Annotated in this window: 12 protein-coding genes; 4 read left to right on the top strand and 8 right to left on the bottom strand. The window is 70.3% G+C overall.

Annotated elements, in window-relative coordinates; all coding sequences use genetic code 11:
• The first annotated feature begins 17 nt into the window (after positions 1-17).
• Positions 18-2846, top strand: a complete 2829-nt coding sequence (locus tag ACIHFB_RS03560) for an ATP-binding protein (protein WP_400125044.1) — start codon at positions 18-20, stop codon at positions 2844-2846.
• On the opposite strand, the gene ACIHFB_RS03555 is transcribed toward ACIHFB_RS03560, so the two are convergent.
• The 5 genes from ACIHFB_RS03555 to ACIHFB_RS03535 form a co-directional block, all read right to left on the bottom strand.
• Positions 2836-3678, bottom strand: coding sequence for a GNAT family N-acetyltransferase (locus ACIHFB_RS03555; protein WP_400125043.1), 843 nt, complete (start codon positions 3676-3678; stop codon positions 2836-2838). The genes ACIHFB_RS03560 and ACIHFB_RS03555 overlap by 11 nt on opposite strands.
• 119 nt (positions 3679-3797) lie before the next feature.
• Positions 3798-4487: an alpha/beta hydrolase gene (locus ACIHFB_RS03550; protein WP_365269412.1), complete on the bottom strand. Its 690-nt coding sequence runs from the start codon at positions 4485-4487 to the stop codon at positions 3798-3800.
• A gap of 82 nt (positions 4488-4569) precedes the next feature.
• Entirely contained in the window at positions 4570-5502 is a 933-nt protein-coding gene (locus ACIHFB_RS03545; RefSeq protein WP_400125042.1) for an alpha/beta fold hydrolase, read from the bottom strand.
• 84 nt (positions 5503-5586) lie between these two features.
• Positions 5587-6555: an RNA polymerase sigma factor gene (locus ACIHFB_RS03540; RefSeq protein ID WP_400125041.1), complete on the bottom strand. Its 969-nt coding sequence runs from the start codon at positions 6553-6555 to the stop codon at positions 5587-5589.
• A 57-nt stretch (positions 6556-6612) separates the two neighbouring features.
• Entirely contained in the window at positions 6613-7536 is a 924-nt protein-coding gene (locus ACIHFB_RS03535; protein WP_400125040.1) for an alpha/beta hydrolase, read from the bottom strand.
• Between the two features lie 175 nt (positions 7537-7711).
• Between ACIHFB_RS03535 and ACIHFB_RS03530 the strand changes: the two genes are divergently transcribed.
• Complete coding sequence (locus ACIHFB_RS03530; protein WP_400125039.1) at positions 7712-8584, top strand: helix-turn-helix transcriptional regulator; 873 nt, start codon at positions 7712-7714, stop codon at positions 8582-8584.
• A gap of 40 nt (positions 8585-8624) precedes the next feature.
• Here ACIHFB_RS03530 and ACIHFB_RS03525 read toward each other — a convergent pair whose 3' ends face one another.
• Genes ACIHFB_RS03525 through ACIHFB_RS03515 form a run of 3 tightly spaced genes read right to left on the bottom strand, consistent with a single transcriptional unit; the run spans position 8625 to position 12202 of the window.
• Complete coding sequence (locus tag ACIHFB_RS03525; RefSeq protein WP_365269397.1) at positions 8625-9494, bottom strand: geranyl diphosphate 2-C-methyltransferase; 870 nt, start codon at positions 9492-9494, stop codon at positions 8625-8627.
• Between the two features lie 42 nt (positions 9495-9536).
• Positions 9537-10775 (bottom strand): family 2 encapsulin nanocompartment cargo protein terpene cyclase, encoded by a 1239-nt coding sequence (locus ACIHFB_RS03520; protein WP_365269395.1) that lies wholly within the window; start codon positions 10773-10775, stop codon positions 9537-9539.
• A 5-nt stretch (positions 10776-10780) separates the two neighbouring features.
• Positions 10781-12202, bottom strand: a complete 1422-nt coding sequence (locus ACIHFB_RS03515; protein ID WP_365269392.1) for a family 2B encapsulin nanocompartment shell protein — start codon at positions 12200-12202, stop codon at positions 10781-10783.
• 267 nt (positions 12203-12469) lie between these two features.
• Here ACIHFB_RS03515 and ACIHFB_RS03510 point away from each other — a divergent pair, with 267 nt between their 5' ends.
• Both ACIHFB_RS03510 and ACIHFB_RS03505 read left to right on the top strand, forming a co-directional pair.
• Complete coding sequence (locus tag ACIHFB_RS03510; RefSeq protein ID WP_400125038.1) at positions 12470-13711, top strand: acyl-CoA dehydrogenase family protein; 1242 nt, start codon at positions 12470-12472, stop codon at positions 13709-13711.
• Positions 13712-13807: 96 nt separating this feature from the next.
• Positions 13808-14206 (top strand): SseB family protein, encoded by a 399-nt coding sequence (locus ACIHFB_RS03505; RefSeq protein ID WP_365269383.1) that lies wholly within the window; start codon positions 13808-13810, stop codon positions 14204-14206.
• Positions 14207-14210: the final 4 nt, after the last annotated feature.

Genomic DNA, 14210 nt, shown 5'->3' with positions numbered 1-14210 from the left:
CTCACTTGGGAGGCTTCATGTCATCCCCGATACCGCCTGACCCGAAGGGCAACGACAAGAGCGCCGACGACTCCCATGGGAGAGCCGCCGGTCGTCTCGTCGGTCGATCAGCGGAACTGGCGGTCGTCGACGGCCTCTTCGGCTCGGCCGTGACGCGCGGAAGCGCGCTGCTGCTGACCGGAGAGGCCGGGGTGGGCAAAAGCGCGCTGCTGGAGGCCGCGGCGCTGCGTGCGTCCGAGGCCGGCTTCCGGGTACTGCGTGTCGTCGGCTCGCAGTTCGAGGAAGGTGTCAGCTTCTCGGCACTGAACCAGATCCTGCAGCCGCTGGCCGGGGAGATCCCGGCTCTGCCGTCCCGGCAGGCGGAAACCCTCCAGGCAGTCCGGGGGTTGTCCGAAGGGCAGCCCACCGAACTGCTCGTGATCGCGAACGCTGTGCAAGGCCTGCTGACCCGGGCGGCCGGCGCGAGCAGTCCCATTGCGCTCATCGTCGATGACGTGACGTGGCTGGACCGACCCAGCGCCGCGGTCCTGGCCACCGTCGCCCGCTCCGTTCACACCGGCTCCCTCGCCCTGCTCGCCGCGTCCCGGACCGGCGACGAGTCCTTCCTGAGCAGCACCGGGACGGCCGCACACGAGGTTCAGCCCCTGGACGACGTATCGGCGCACGAGTTGGTGAGCGAGCGGTTCCCCGCCATGGCGGCCAGGGTCCGCCGGCGGCTGGTCGCCGAAGCCCGGGGAAACCCCCTGGCGCTGCTGGAGCTGCCCGTCCCGCTCAATGACGCACAGCAGACGGAGCGCGGAACGCTGCCGGCCGTACTGCCGTTGACCGAGCGCCTCAAGAGGATCTTCTCCTCCCGGGTCGAGGCGCTCCCGGACGCCACCCGGAGACTGCTGCTGCTCGCCGTCCTGGACGGCTCGGGCGATCTGCACATCCTCCAGCGGGCCGCGGCCGACCCGGACGGGCTGCGCGGGCTGTGCCCCGCCGAGCGGGCCGGACTCGTGCAGGTCGACAGCCTTACGGGCCGGCTGGTCTTCCGGCACCCGCTCACCCGTTCCGCGGTCATGGATCTGTCGACCAGCGCCGAGCGCCGGTGGGGACACCTGACGCTCGCCGGGGAACTCCCCGAAGGGTCCGAACGCCGGGCCCGCCACCTCGCCGACGCCGCCATCGGCCCCGACGACCAAGTGGCCGCGCTTCTGCACGAGGTGGCCTACAGCACCCTGCACCGCGGCGACGCCGTCGGCGCCATCTCCACCCTGCTGCGCGCCTCCGAGCTGAGCAGCACAGGGGAGGCCAAGGGCAGACGGCTGGCTGAAGCGGCCTGTCTCGGCGCCAACATCACCGGCGATCTCGGCAACGTACGCGCTCTGCTCGAGAATGCCGGCCGCGCCGATCCGGCCGGTACCGAGTCCCTGGCGGCGGCAACCGCGGCGGCCAGTCAACTCCTCAACGGCGAGGGCGACGTGGACACGGCCCATCGGCTGCTCGTCACCGCCATCGACACCCACGCCCGGCCCGGGGACACAGACGACAACATCCTCCGCGAAGCCCTGAACAGCCTCCTCATGGTGTGCTTCTTCAGCGGACGGCCGGAACTGTGGCACTCCTTCGACAGCGTCGTGAGGCGCTGCCGGCCGCCCTCTTCGAACCGCATGCTGCCGGTGATCCTGGGTGCCTTCGGCGATCCCGCGTACGCGGCCATGCCCGTACTCGACCGTCTCGACGAGTTGATCTCCGGCCTCCATCAGGAGTCCGACCCCGTACGCGTCTTCGGTGTCGCACTCTCGGCCGCCTATGTCGACCGCCTGTCGGGCTGCCGCAGTGCACTGCGGCGTGTCATCGACGACGGCCGGAACGGCGGAGCCATGGCCCTGGCGATCCAGGCGCAGTTCCTCCTGGCGAACGACGCCTACGCCGGCGGCCAGTGGGACGACCTGCTGGGGATGACCGAGGAGGGCCTCGGGTGGTGCGCGACGTACAACTACCGTCTGCCGGCGTCGTCGGGCCACTTCCTGCGGGGGATGCTGGCCGCCGCGCGAGGCGACGGCTCCACCGCACGCGAGATCGCGGACCGCCTCGTCTCCTGGGGCAATCCCCGAGGACTGGGGGCACTCCGTGTCTACGCCGCTCACATCCGGGCGCTGTCGGCGCTCGGCAGCGCGGACTTCGACACCGGCTACCGCCTGTTGAGGGCCCTTGGCGCACCCGGTGAGGTGCCGCGGTACCAGCCGCACGCGCTGTGGCTCCTGCTGGATTTCGCTGAAGCCGCGACTCGGACCGATCACCGCGACGAGGCGGCCGCGCACGTGAAGGGGATCAGAAAGACCGACATCCCGTCGATCTCCCCACGTCTGGCCATGCTGACCGATGCCGCCGAGGCCATGGCCACCGCGGGCTTCATCGACCACGAGCTGTTCGAAGCGGCCATCGCCACGCCCGGCGCCGAGCGCTGGCCGTTCGACTGGGCCCGGATCTGTCTGGCCTACGGTGAGAGACTGCGCCGGGCCAAGTCGGGTGTCGCGGCCCGCGTACACCTGGAGGCCGCGCTCGGTACGTTCGAACGCTTGGGAGCGGCGCCCTGGAGTGCGCGAGCCGCGAGTGAACTGCGGGCGAGCGGGATCCTCACCAGGACCGTGATACCCGGCGCGGGCCAGTCCTCCCAACTGACCCCGCAGGAACGGCAGGTGGCACAGCTGGCGGCCACAGGACTGACCAACAAGCAGATAGCCGCCCAGCTCTTCCTGTCTCCCCGCACCGTGGCCGCCCATCTGCGGGGAGTGTTCCGGAAGTTGAACGTCACCTCGCGTGCCGGACTGCGCGACGCGCTGAGCGGCGTCACGCCATGAGGCGCCAACTCCAGTTGCGGCGCTCGTACGCCATCTGGAAGCCGAGGCGGAGCATGTTGTGCAGGGAGGAGTTGTGGGTCCCGGGGTCCTCGGCGCCGGTCTCGGCGATCAACACCCGACACCCGAGCTTCTGCGCCAGCCGGGCCCGGGCCGCCAGCAGGGCCGTCTGGCCACCTCGCTTGCGCGCATGCGGCAGCACACCGCCGGCGAACATCTGCGCCGTCTCACCCCGGACGAGCATGGTTCCGGTCCCTACGATCTGCCCGTCCAGCCAGGCGGCGAACGGATGCCACCCCGGCCGGGTCGCGGACGCGGCGCCCATCCCCGAGTAGTGCGCGACCGGCGCACCGAAGGCGCGCATCATGACCGCGCCCCACTCGAGGGCCCGGCCGGCCTCCAAGCGGGCAACACGGATTCCGTCGGCAGGCACGTCCAGGGCGTCGGCGCGGGCGACGGCCTCGTCGGTCGGGCACACGAGCTTCACCAAGGACGATTCCGCGACGATGCCCTCCCGTTCACAGATCTCCGGCCACTCCTCGGGAAGAAAGGCGGGCGCGATCTGGAAAGCGGCCCGCGGAGTCTGCTCGGCCCGGTAGAAGTCGCAGACTTCCCTGATCAGTTCGGCGGTGACGGGGGCGGTGACACCGAAGCCGAGCGCTTTGCTCCAGTAGCGGGTGGGGTCGTTGCGCATCGACAGCACCACTCCGCCACCGATCCGCGTGCCGCGCATTCCCAGCGCGGTGCGGACGGTCTCGGGGGCGCCGGTCTCGAATTGGTAGAGCGCTTCGGCCTCGGACTGTTCGGCGACGGACGGCTGAACGACGGTACTCATGAACCTGTTTCTCTTCGAGGAGCGAATTCTGGAACGGGAGCGGAGCGAATTCGGGAGCGGATGCGGACAGCCCACCTGGCATGAGGCGGGCTGTCGCTCGGGTTCTGCGGTGCTGACGATCAGACCTGGTGGGCAGCGGCCTGCTTGATCAGGTCGGCCACCGCTTCCGGCTGGGAGACGTAGATGGCGTGGCTTCCGGCGGCCTCGCTCACGGTGGCTCCGGCGCGCTCGGCCATGGAGCGCTGCGCCGGCGGGGGGATCATACGGTCGTCGGTCGCGACGAGATACCAGCTCGGCTTGGTACGCCAGGCGGCCTCCGTGACGGTCCCGCCGAGCGCTCCCACACCCCACGGAACCTGCGAGTCGGCCATGAACCGGGCGTCCTCGGGCGGCACATCGGCCGCGAACGACGCGGCGAACTTCTCCCGGTCCAGGAACAGGAATCCGTCCTGGGGCGGCAGGATCGGCGGAACGGGCGCACCGGGAGGCGGGTCGGAGATCAGGGTGTTGACCGACTCGTCCTTGTCCGGCGCGAAGGCCGCGATGTAGACGAGCTTGGCCACTCCTTCGTGCCGGCCGGCCTCGGTGATCACGGCGCCTCCGTAGGAGTGGCCGACGAGCACGGACGGCCCCTCCTGGGCGTCGAGGACCTGGTGTGTGACCGCCACGTCGCCTTCGAGGGAGTGGGTCGGGTTCTGGACGACGCTGACGTTGAAGCCGTCGCGGGTGAGGATGCGGTACACCGACTGCCAGCCGGAGCCGTCGACGAATCCTCCATGGACGAGCACGACGTTCTTCACGGTACTCATGTGATTGCTCCTCTTTTGCCGGAAACCTTCCGGACAGTTACAAGCTAGGGCGCACTGCCCGCTCCGGCTTCGACCAAATGACCTAGTTGCCGTGGGCCTTCACAAAACGCGCCACTGCCTGCGCGAAGACCTCCGGCTCCTCGATGTGACCGAAGTGCCCGCTGTTCTCCAGGATCAGCAGTTCCGATCCGGGGATCAGCCCGTGCAACTCCTCGGCCCAGCGCACCCCGCAGATGAAGTCGTGGCGGCCGACGACGACGAGGGCGGGCACGGTGAGTGAGCCGAGGTCCGCACGGTCGTCGACGACGGTCGGGGCGAGATCCTCGTCCAACCAGGAGATATGGGTGGCCTTGAGGGAGGCACGCAACAGTGCGTACTCCTCCTCCCGGCCCCAGTAGTCGGCGAAGTACGCGGGGAACAGCGCCTTTGCGACGGCCGTCTGCGCCGCGTCGTCGGAGATGGTGGGAATCGTCTGGAAAGCCGCCAGGATCTCCGGGAGTTCGGGGTGGTCGGCATGGAGTGCCGCGAACGACTCCACCTGGCGCATGGTCTCGGCGCCGTGCTCGGGTCCGGTCACCGGCGAGCTCTCGTAGAGGATCACCCCGGCGATGCGCTCGGGTCGGTGCAGGGCGTGGTACTGGGCGACGAAGCCGCCGTGCGAATGCCCCAGAAGGTGCACCTGCGGGACACCGAAGTGCTCGATCAGTGCATCGAGGAACCGGCTGTAGCGGGGCCGCGTGTAGCCGTTGGGGTGGGAGGACAGGCGGCCGGAGGCGCCGGAGCCGATGGGCTCCGGGTAGACGACCGTCAGGTGCCGCTCCAGCGCGGGCATGCGCAGGTACTCCCAGAAAATGCCCGGTCCGCCGGAATGGGCGACGCACACCGGTCCCGTGCCGTGCACGTGATAGCGCTGCACGACTCCGTCGATTTCGACGGTGTGCGTGCCGATGGCCAGTGGATCAGATGAATTGGTCGAAGTGGTCGAGTTGGTTGAACTGGTCGAAGTGGTGGTCATGGGGTCTCCTGTCCCGCAGATGTCGACGACACCGGCAGGACGCTGGAGACAGAACGAAGTTCGACCCGAATCGTGTGATGACCGTCACACGGGAAGCAGTGGGCTGGTGGCCCGGTAGGGCTTGGGGTGGAACAGCCGCAGCCGGTGCACCCGGCCGACGTCGTCCAGGGTCATCAGCCAGGCCACCGAGGGCGGGCAGTGCTCCGGAGCGTCGACGGGATTGGTGATGTCCATCTCCCAGATGACCAGCGACCGCCCGGCCACGACGTGGACGAGACGCTGTCGTACGCCGACCTCGACATCGCTGTCCATGGCGTGCACCAGCAGGCTGTGGCCACCCACCCGGTCGTCCCCCTGAAGGAGCGCGATCTCGGGGGACCAGCACTCGGTCAGCAGCTTGCCGAAGTGTCCGCTCTCGGCGGCGTCCAGCGTCTCGCGCGCCTCGATACGGCTGGCACGGGTCCGTTGCGCGATGTCCGCGTGCGAGGTGTCCGCCTTGGCGGCGAGGGCTGTCACGAGCTTGGCCCGTGCCTGGTTCAGTCTGCTGCGGACGGTTCCGACCGGGACTGCGCAGACGTCGGCTATCCGCTCGTACGACGTGACAGTGGTGCTGAAGTGACGCAGCACCAGCGGCAGACGCAGGGTCGGGGACAGCTCCTCGACGGCCTCCCAGATCCAGTCCCGCATCGCGTGCTGCTCCAGCAGTCGCTCCGGACCGGAGTCCATGGCGGGCAGGTGCAGGTCGTCGAGCGGCTGGAGGGGAACGGAGCCCCGCACCAGGGAACGGCAGGCGTTGCGCACGATCATCCGCAGCCATGCGCCCACGGCCGCCGGGTCCCGGACGCCACCCACGCGCCGCAGCGCGCTCACGGCGGCGTCCTGGAGTACGTCGTCGACGTCGGGCCCCGGTCCCAGGATGCTCAGCGCCACCGCGCGCATACCCGCCCGGTGCCGTTCCAGCAGCAGCCCCAGCGCCGTCACGTCGCCCGCCTGCGCGGCGCGTGTGAGCACCGCGTCCTCGATGCGTGCGACCTCGCCCGCGTTCAGGCTCATGGGGGTGATCCTCTTCCAGCGTCCGGCGTCCCGCGTGGTGACCGTACTGCGCGCGGCCTACCGGGTCTGTGCCAGGTGGGCCCCGAAGAAGTCGGCCATCCTGGAGACCGCGGGGCCCACGTACTGCTCCTTGTCGTAGAGGTCGACATGGCTGGCGCCGTCGATCCAGTGCAGTTCCTTGGGGCCGCCGGCGACCTGGAAGGCCTCGATGCTCATCCACGAGGTCACGGCCTCGCTTCCGACGATCATCAGCAGCGGGCGCGGCGCGATGAGGCCGACGAACCGGAAGGCGTCGAAGGAGACCATCCGGTCGACGCTGATCCAGGGCAGGGACTTCAGCGAGCGCGGATGGAATGCGCGGTCGGTGCAGTAGTACTCGAAGCCCTCCCAGCCGTGCCGGCCGCCCATGGCCCTGGCCTGCTCGGCCGTGTCCGGGAAGAGCGGGAAGCGCCGGATCTCCTCGCCGTGGGCCGCCGCGGTGCGTGCCGCGGCGGCCACGTCCAGCATGCCCTGGATGACTGCGGGGTCCTGGGCACCGTCGGCGCCCAGACGGAACTGGCGGGCGATGTCGGCAGCGCTGACGGTGGCGACGACCTTGATGCGGTGGTCGGCCGCGGCGGCCGAAAGGGCATATCCGCCGGAGGCGCAGATGCCCAGTGCCCCGATGCGCTCGGGGTCCACCTCGTCACGGGTGGTGAGGAACGACACCGCGGCCTTGATGTCCTCGACGCGGTGGGCCGGGTCCTCCAGACCACGCGGTTCGCCCTCGCTCTCACCCTGGTAGGCGGCGTCGAAGGCGAGCGTGACGTAGCCCTGTTCGGCCAGGCGCCGCGCATACAGGCCGGCGGTCTGCTCCTTCACACCGCTGCCCGGGTGGCCGACGACGATCGCAGGGTGCGGGTCGGCCGAGGCCCGGTCCGGCGTGTACAGGTGACCGGCGAGCTGCAGGCCGGCGCTGGGAAAGGTGACGTCTGTCTTCATGGTGGTGCTCTCCAGGTGCGCGAGAAATCGGGGGCATCGGCGGGAAGGGGGGTACTGCCTGAGCCCCGAAGCCATGTCCTCACCGTCGCGCCGCCCGGTGGCCCGTGCCAGGGAGGGGCCTGCCTATGCAGATCAGTACCAGGCACGCGATCGCGGTCCTGCGCACACTGGAAGCATGGAACAGCCCGGCATCTCTCCCAGCGACACCGAACTGGGCGCATTCCTTCGCTCCCGGCGCGCCGCCCTCCAGCCGCACCAGGCGGGACTGCCCGACGACGGCCGGCTGCGCCGGGTACCGGGCCTACGCCGAGAGGAGCTGGCCCAGCTCGCGCACGTCAGCGTCGACTACATCGTCCGGCTGGAGCAGGGACGCACCCGCCGGGCCTCCCGCCCCGTCCTCGACGCGCTCGCCGATGCGCTGCAACTCGCCCCGGACGAGCGCGGCTACCTCTTCACCCTGGCCGATGTCGCACCCGCCACGCCCGCTCGACGGTCCGGTCGGCCGGAGGTCGCTCCGCGGCTGCGTCAACTGCTGGAGACCATGCACGATGTGCCTGCGCTGGTGCTGAGTCGCGGCATGGACGTGGTGGCCTGGAACCGGGGGGCCACCGCACTGCTGGGCGACTTCGGTGCCCTGCCCCCGGCAGAGCGCAACCTGATCCGGCTGACGTTTCTCGACGACGCCTTCCGGTCCCTGTACGCGGACTGGCCGCGCGTCGCCCGCGAGTGCGTCGCCGTCCTGCGGATGGAAGCGGGCCGGCACCCCGAAGACCCGGCGCTGACCGCCCTGACCGACGAACTGAACGCCCGTGACCCGGACTTCCGCACCTGGTGGGCCGACCATCAGGTGCGTGGGGCGCGACAACTCACCAAGACCTACTGCCACCCCGTCGCCGGTACCCTCACCCTCGACGTCCAGCAGTTCTCCGTCGACACCCACCCCGACCAGCTCCTGGTCGCCTACACCGCACCGGCCGACTCGCCGTCCCACGACGCGTTGCGCTTCCTCCTCCAGTGGGCCACCGGCCGGGACACGGCGGCGAAATAGTGGGGGCAACGGAGTTTCCGCTGCCCCCGCGCCGCCTGTGTCAGATCCGGTCGGCTGCGATCAGGAGATAGTGGAAGCTGCCCTCCTTGTACGCCGTCAGGAACGACTCCTCGATCCCCGTCGCCACCTCGGACTGTGCACGCAACTCCCAGTACGGGATCGTCGCCGGCGTCAGGTCCACCACATCGATCGGTACGAGGCCGTTGGCGGCCAGGGCCCGGAAGTACTCACTGCGCGGGTGGATGTTGCAGGTGTAGTGCTCGTCGATCCTGCTGACCGCCTTGGACCGCAGCCCCTGGACGTCGTTGGAGCAGCCGGTGATGCACACATACCGGCCGCCGTACTCCAGCAGCCGGGCGAACTCCCCGTACAGCTCGAAGAGATCGACGTACATCGTCGTCTCGTTCGTCCAGATACCGCGCCGCGAGCCGGTGTCGAAACCGGTGTCGAGCATGTTCCGGAAGTGGAAGCGCACCCGGTCGTCGACGCCGTGCCGGCCGGCCTGGTCGTTGGCGAAGCCGACCTGTTGCTCGGAGATGCTGACCCCGTCGACATGGCAGCCGAAGCGTGCGCCCGCCATGATGCTGGTGCCGCCGCGGCCGGAACCGGCGTCCAGGAGGCGGTCCTCGGGGCCGATCTCGCCCAGGTGGTCGAGGAGTACGTCGGCCTGCGAGGTCTCCAGCCGGTGCATCTCCTCGATCATGCGCTGCTCGCGGGTGCCGGCCGGGCCTTCGAGGACGGACGGGTCGTACTCGCCGAGGCCGTAGTGGTGGTGGTACAGGTCGTCGACCTCACCGAGGCGGAGGTTGACGGGGTTCTTCTCGGCGTTCCAGTAGGCGGCGACGGACTTCTGGTAGGCGGTGCGCAGGACGCGGTGTGCGGTGTTCGAGGGCATCTCGGTGATGGACATGCTGGATCGATCTCCTTGCTGGTAAGGGGATATGAAAGGGCGTCAGGCAGCTGTGGAGTAGCGGGCGCTACGGGCGTGCCATTCGCGGCTGCCGCCGAGCCAGGCCCAGGTGCCGGCCAGGAAGCGGCGCAGCTCGGGGGAGCCGGTGAGGGCGAGGGCGGCCGCTTCAGCCTCGAAGGTGTGCATGAGTTCGTTGTGCAGGTCGACGGTGCGGTCGACGGCCTCCTCCAGGGAGCAGTCGTCCTCGGTGGCGATCAGCCGGGGAAGGCTGAAGTCCGTCGGACTCTCCTTGCCCATGGAGTACAGGTCGTTGACGATGACGCTCGCCGATCCGGCCATGGTGAACGCCCGGCGCACGCGGGGATCGGCGAACTCGCCCTGCGGCAGCTCGTATCCGGCGACCGCGTCGACGAGCACCATGCAGGGCACGAAGCTGTTCTCGTGCCGGTGCATCAGGAACTCCCAGACCGGCGGCCGCTGTTCGCCCGTGTGCCAGACGGCCTCCTGGTTGTACGCCACGAACATGATCGCCAGCTCGTGGCGGAGCCGACGCACCTGCGTGGTGGTGGCGTACCGGGCGAGGCCGTCGAGGCCGGAGCGCAGCGCCCGCATGACCGGGTCGGCCCGGACGACCTCCTCCAGCCGAGCGGCGTACGACAGCGGCAGATGGGCCTGGTCGATCACCGAGTGGGCGATCGCGAGGCGCTGCCCGAGCAGTTCCGGCCGGGCCACCTCCACCTCGCCGTCCATGTAGTGGTCGTCGACGGACCATTCGGCCAGCGCGCACTTGGCCGCCGCCAGCAGCCGGTCGGGATCGTCCGACTCGGGATGCGCCAGCATGATCAGCCGGCCGAAGTCCGCCCGGTGGACCTTGTCGAGCTGGCCGGGATAGATCCCGACCTCCTCGGCCCACTCGACCAGCCGCTCGTTGACGGTCTCGCCGAGTGCGGGGTCGTCACGGACGGCGGGCGGACAGTGCAGTCGCGCGCCGGGTTCGACGGGCGGTGCCTCCGGCGGCGGACCGGGCGCGAACGCGCGGGCGGCCGACGTGCCGAGACCGGCGGGACCGGTCGGCAGACGGGGCCCCGGCAGTCGTACGACGCCTGCGGGCGGCGGCGTGGGCAGAGCGGTCGCGACCGGCCGTGCCGCCGACGTGCCCGGTCCGGCCGGAGCGGACGGGAGCCGCAGCGGCGCGGTGACCCGGGCCGACAGCAACGACGTCACCAGCTCGGCCAGTTCACGGCTCGCCGGGGGCGCCAGGGCCCTGGAGATGACGGACACCGGCGTCAGCTCCCGCTCGGACGGGAGACCTCGACGTTCTCCAGCAGGCCCAGCGCGTCCGGCACCAGCACCGCTGCCGAGAAGTACGTGCTGACCAGGTAGGAGATGACGGCCTGCTCGCCCAGGCCCATGAACCGCACGTTCAGGCCCGGCTCGATCTCGTCCGGGATCCCGGTCTGGAACAGGCCGATCACGCCCTGGTCCTCCTCGCCGGTGCGCATCGCGATGATCGTCGATGTACGCGCCTGGCTCACCGGGATCTTGCCGCACGGCAGGATCGGCACCCCGCGCCACGCCGGCAGATGATGGCCGCCCAGATCGACGCTGCCGAAGTACAGGCCACGCTTGTTGCACTCGCGGCCGAACGCGGAGATCGCCCGCGGATGCGCGAACAGGAACCGCGTGCCGCGCCGCATGCTCAGCAGCTCGTCCAGGTCGTCCGGGGTCGGCGGCCCGGAGTGGGTGGAGATCCGCTGGTCGTATTCCGCGTTGTGCAGCAGCCCGAAGTCCCGGTTGTTGACCAGCTCGTGCTCCTGGCGCTCGCGCAACGCCTCGACGGTCAGTCGGAGTTGCTGCTCTGTCTGGTTCATCGGCTGGCTGTAGAGGTCCGCCACGCGTGAGTGCACCCGCAGCACGGTCTGCGCGACGCTCAACTCGTACTCGCGCGGGGCGAGTTCGTAGTCCACGAAGGTGCCCGGCAGGTCCGGCTCGCCGACATGCCCCGAGCTGAGCGCGATGGCGGCCTCGCCCGACCGGTTGGTGGGCCGGTGATGGTCCGCACCGGCCTGGAGGACATGCGCATGCAGGTCCTGATGCCGGCCCGCCACCGCCTCGTACGCGGCGCGCGGCAGCGCCAGCACCGTGGTGGCCGTCGCGGCGCGCGCCGTGAAGTCCCAGGCCCCGTCCGCCCCGGCGAGGACATGGCCGCCGAAGGTGTCCCCGTCCGCCAGCAGGCCCACGACCGCCTCACCGCCGTAGGGGCCCGCGCCGATCTTCTCCACCTTGCCGTGCGCCACGAGATACACATGGTCGGCCGGGCCGCCGGCGGTCACCACGACCTGGCCCGGGGCGTACTCCCGCTGCTCGAACCGCTCGGCCAGCGCACCGAGCGCGTCACCGTCCGAGAAGCCGCGCAGCAAGGGGAGTTCGCACAGCTCCCCCGGGACGACCCTGACCTCCGATCCCGTCTTGACGAAGGTGACCCGTCCGTCGCCGATCGTGCAGGACAGGCGCCGGTTGACCCGGTACGTGCCGCCCGGCACGTTCACCCACGGCAGCATGCGGGTCAGCCACCGGGAGCTGATCTCCCGCATCTGGGGTACGGACTTGGTCGTGGTCGCGAGGTTCCGCGCGGCGGCGGTCCCGAGGCTCTGCTGCGCCCGTTCCGCTGTGTCCGCCGGGGGCGCCGTATCGGTCTCGACCGACATGGTTCCTTCTCTCCTGTCGCGATGTGTGACGGCCCATTTGCGGACCGTCATATTCCGCGGCTACAGCTACCCGTGGCGGACCCCGTCGAGTGATGCCGGCGGACGGCGCACGAGGCACGCCCCGCACCCAAGTGCACCCGCACCACCCGGGATTCCTTCATCTGCACCTACTTGGCGGTATCCGGTCGGTACCTCGAAGCGCAATGCCGTGTTCAATCGCTCATATCGCGTCACGAACGGACACGGCCCGACACGTCAGGAGACACCGTGATCGCCGCTCCCGAACCCGGACTGACCGAACACGAGATCATCGAACGGGCCGCGGCGCTGCGGCCCGCGCTGCTCGAACGCCAGCCGGAGACCGAACGGTTGACGCACTACCCCAAGGACACCCACGACGACTTCCTGCGGGCCGGCTTCTACCGGATGCTCCAGCCCCGCCGGTACGGCGGCTACGAGTTCGCGCTGCCCGTGTTCTACCGCGTCGTCACCGAGATCGCCCGCGGCTGCCCCTCCACCGGCTGGGCCCTGTCGCTCACCGCCGCCCATGTCCTGCAGGTCGCCTCGGTCTTCGAGGAGCGGGCGCAGGACGAGACCTACGGCGCGGACGGCGACTTCCGGGCGGCGTCCACGGTCATGCCCGTCGGCATCGCACAGCCCGACGGCGACGGCCGGATCGTCCTCGACGGCACCTGGCCGTACTCCTCAGGCGCGCCCTACTCCACGCACTACGTCGGCCAGAGCCTGCGCGCCCCCGAGAAGCCCGGCGGCCCACCGGGACCGCCGGTGCTGTTCGTCGCCCCGCGCTCGGTGTGGACGGTCCTGGACGACTGGTACGGCGTCCTCGGCCTGCGCGGCACCGGATCCAACAGCATCCACATGGAACAGGCCCGCATCCCCGCGTACTGCACGATCGAGGCGAGCCTGCTCGACCTGCCGGTCGAGGGCGGCAGCATCGGATCCCGGCTGCACGGCAACCCGATGTACGCCGGGCGTGCGCCGAGCTTCTTCCACGGTGAGCTGGCCGCCATCATGATCGGCACCGCGTACGCCGCCGCCGACGAGTACGCCCGGATCGTCGCCGCCCGTCCCCTCGTCCTGGAGCCCGACCGCACCCGCGCCGAACTCCACGACTACCAGCGGCTCCTGGGCGAGGCGCTGGGTGTCGTCCACACGGCCGAGGCCGCACTGCTGCGCACCGCGGAGGACTGGATGGAGGCCTGCCAAAGCAACGCGACCGGCGGCGCCCCCTTCACCCTCGCCGACGACAACCGGCTCGCGCTGATGTTCCTGAACGCCGGACGCATGGCCTGGGACGTACTCCAGGGCATCCTCTTCCGCACGGCCGGCTCGCGGCACGCCCGCGACGGCGAGCGGATGCAGCGCTACTTCCGGGACGCGGCCACGTACTGGACACACGTGGGCCCGAGCATGACCGAGCCGCTGCACCGGCGGGTCGGCTGCGACCGCCTCGGTCTGCCCTCGGACCACATCCCTCTGATCTCCTGAACCCGGATGAATGCGCTGCTCCGGATGGGGTACGCGAGCAGGGCCCGGCTCTGTTCGGAGCGGGCCCATACCACCGCTGCTACCAGGGAATCTGCCATGGAGACACCCCACACGACCACCGCGGCCGAGCGTGCACTGGACGCGCTGGCCCAGAACACCGAGGACACGACGGCGCTGGCCACGCTCGCGAGCAGTGATGTGCTGGTGCCCGTGCCAGACGACGTCAGCGAGGAGGACGCCACCGATCCCGGTGCGGTGGCGCTGCCGGTGATCGAGCAGCCGGGAGGCGAACCGACGGTGCCCGTGTTCACCTCGGAACCGGAGCTCGCCGGGCTGCTGCCGTTCGTCTCCCGCTACCGCCTGGTGCCCCTGGGTGCCCTGGCCGCGCAGTGGCCGACCGGTGATCTGGCCCTCACCATCGACGGCGCCTCCCGGCATCCGCTGACACTCACGTCCGAGGGAGTGCGGACACTGCTGGCCCACGGCGGCCAGTAGTACG

Origin of the sequence: Streptomyces sp. NPDC051963 (assembly GCF_044593495.1) — a bacterium.
GTDB lineage: Bacteria > Actinomycetota > Actinomycetes > Streptomycetales > Streptomycetaceae > Streptomyces.
This window is presented reverse-complemented; position numbering and strand designations above follow the sequence as displayed.